Source organism: Rhizobacter sp. P2_H3, assembly GCF_056403355.1.
Map to the genome: position 1 here is coordinate 1 of NZ_JBFUFQ010000518.1, position 872 is coordinate 872.

Genomic DNA, 872 nt, shown 5'->3' on the forward strand with positions numbered 1-872 from the left:
GCTGGCGCGAGGCCGACGCGGCGGTGCGGCGCTGGACGCTCGCGCTGGCCGCGCTGCGGGCGCCGGCCGGCGCCCGCGTCGGCCTGCTGCTGCCGAACGGCGTCGAGGCCGTGTGGGCCGACCTCTCGACGATGGCCGCCGGCTGCGTGCCGGTGCCGATGCATGCGCTGGACAACCCCGCGAGCATCGCCTACATCCTCGGCGATTGCGAGGCGGCGGTGCTGATGGTGCAGGAGAGCGCGCAGTGGGAGGCGATCCACGCCACCGGCGTCGCGCTGCCGGCGCTGCGCTGCGTGGTCGTCGTGGGGCCGGGCGCGCCGTCCGCGGCGCCGGCGCCCGGCGCGGTCCCGGTGATCTCGGTGGCCGACTGGCTGGACGCGGGCGCGCAGGCTGCAGAGCTGCCGGCCACGCCGCCGCAACCCGGCGACCTGGCCGCGGTCGTCTACACCTCCGGCACCACCGGCAAGCCCAAGGGCGTGATGCTGACGCATGCCAACGTGGTCGCCAACGTGATGGCGGTGCTCGCGCACGTCGCGCCGGGGCCGGACGACGTCTTCCTGTCGTTCCTGCCGCTGTCGCACACCTTCGAGCGCACGGCGGGCTACTACCTGCCGATCGCCGCCGGCAGCAGCGTCGCGCATGCGCGCTCGGTCGCGCTGCTGGCCGAAGATTTGCGCACCGTGCGGCCGACCGTGCTGGTCTCGGTGCCGCGCATCTACGAGCGGGTGCGCGCGCAGCTCGATGCACGGCTGGCCGGCTCGCGCGCGAAGCGCTGGCTGTTCGAGGCGGCGCAGGGCGTCGGCTGGCGGCGCTTCTGCCGCCAGCAGGGGCTGCCCACGCAGGCCAGCCCCTGGGCCGCGGCCGAGCTGCTG

Annotated in this window: 1 protein-coding gene; it reads left to right on the forward strand. The window is 76.1% G+C overall.

What is annotated here, in order from left to right:
- A partial coding sequence (locus tag AC1D1T_RS32780) for an AMP-binding protein (RefSeq protein WP_477993534.1) occupies positions 1-872 on the forward strand: 872 nt, incomplete at both ends.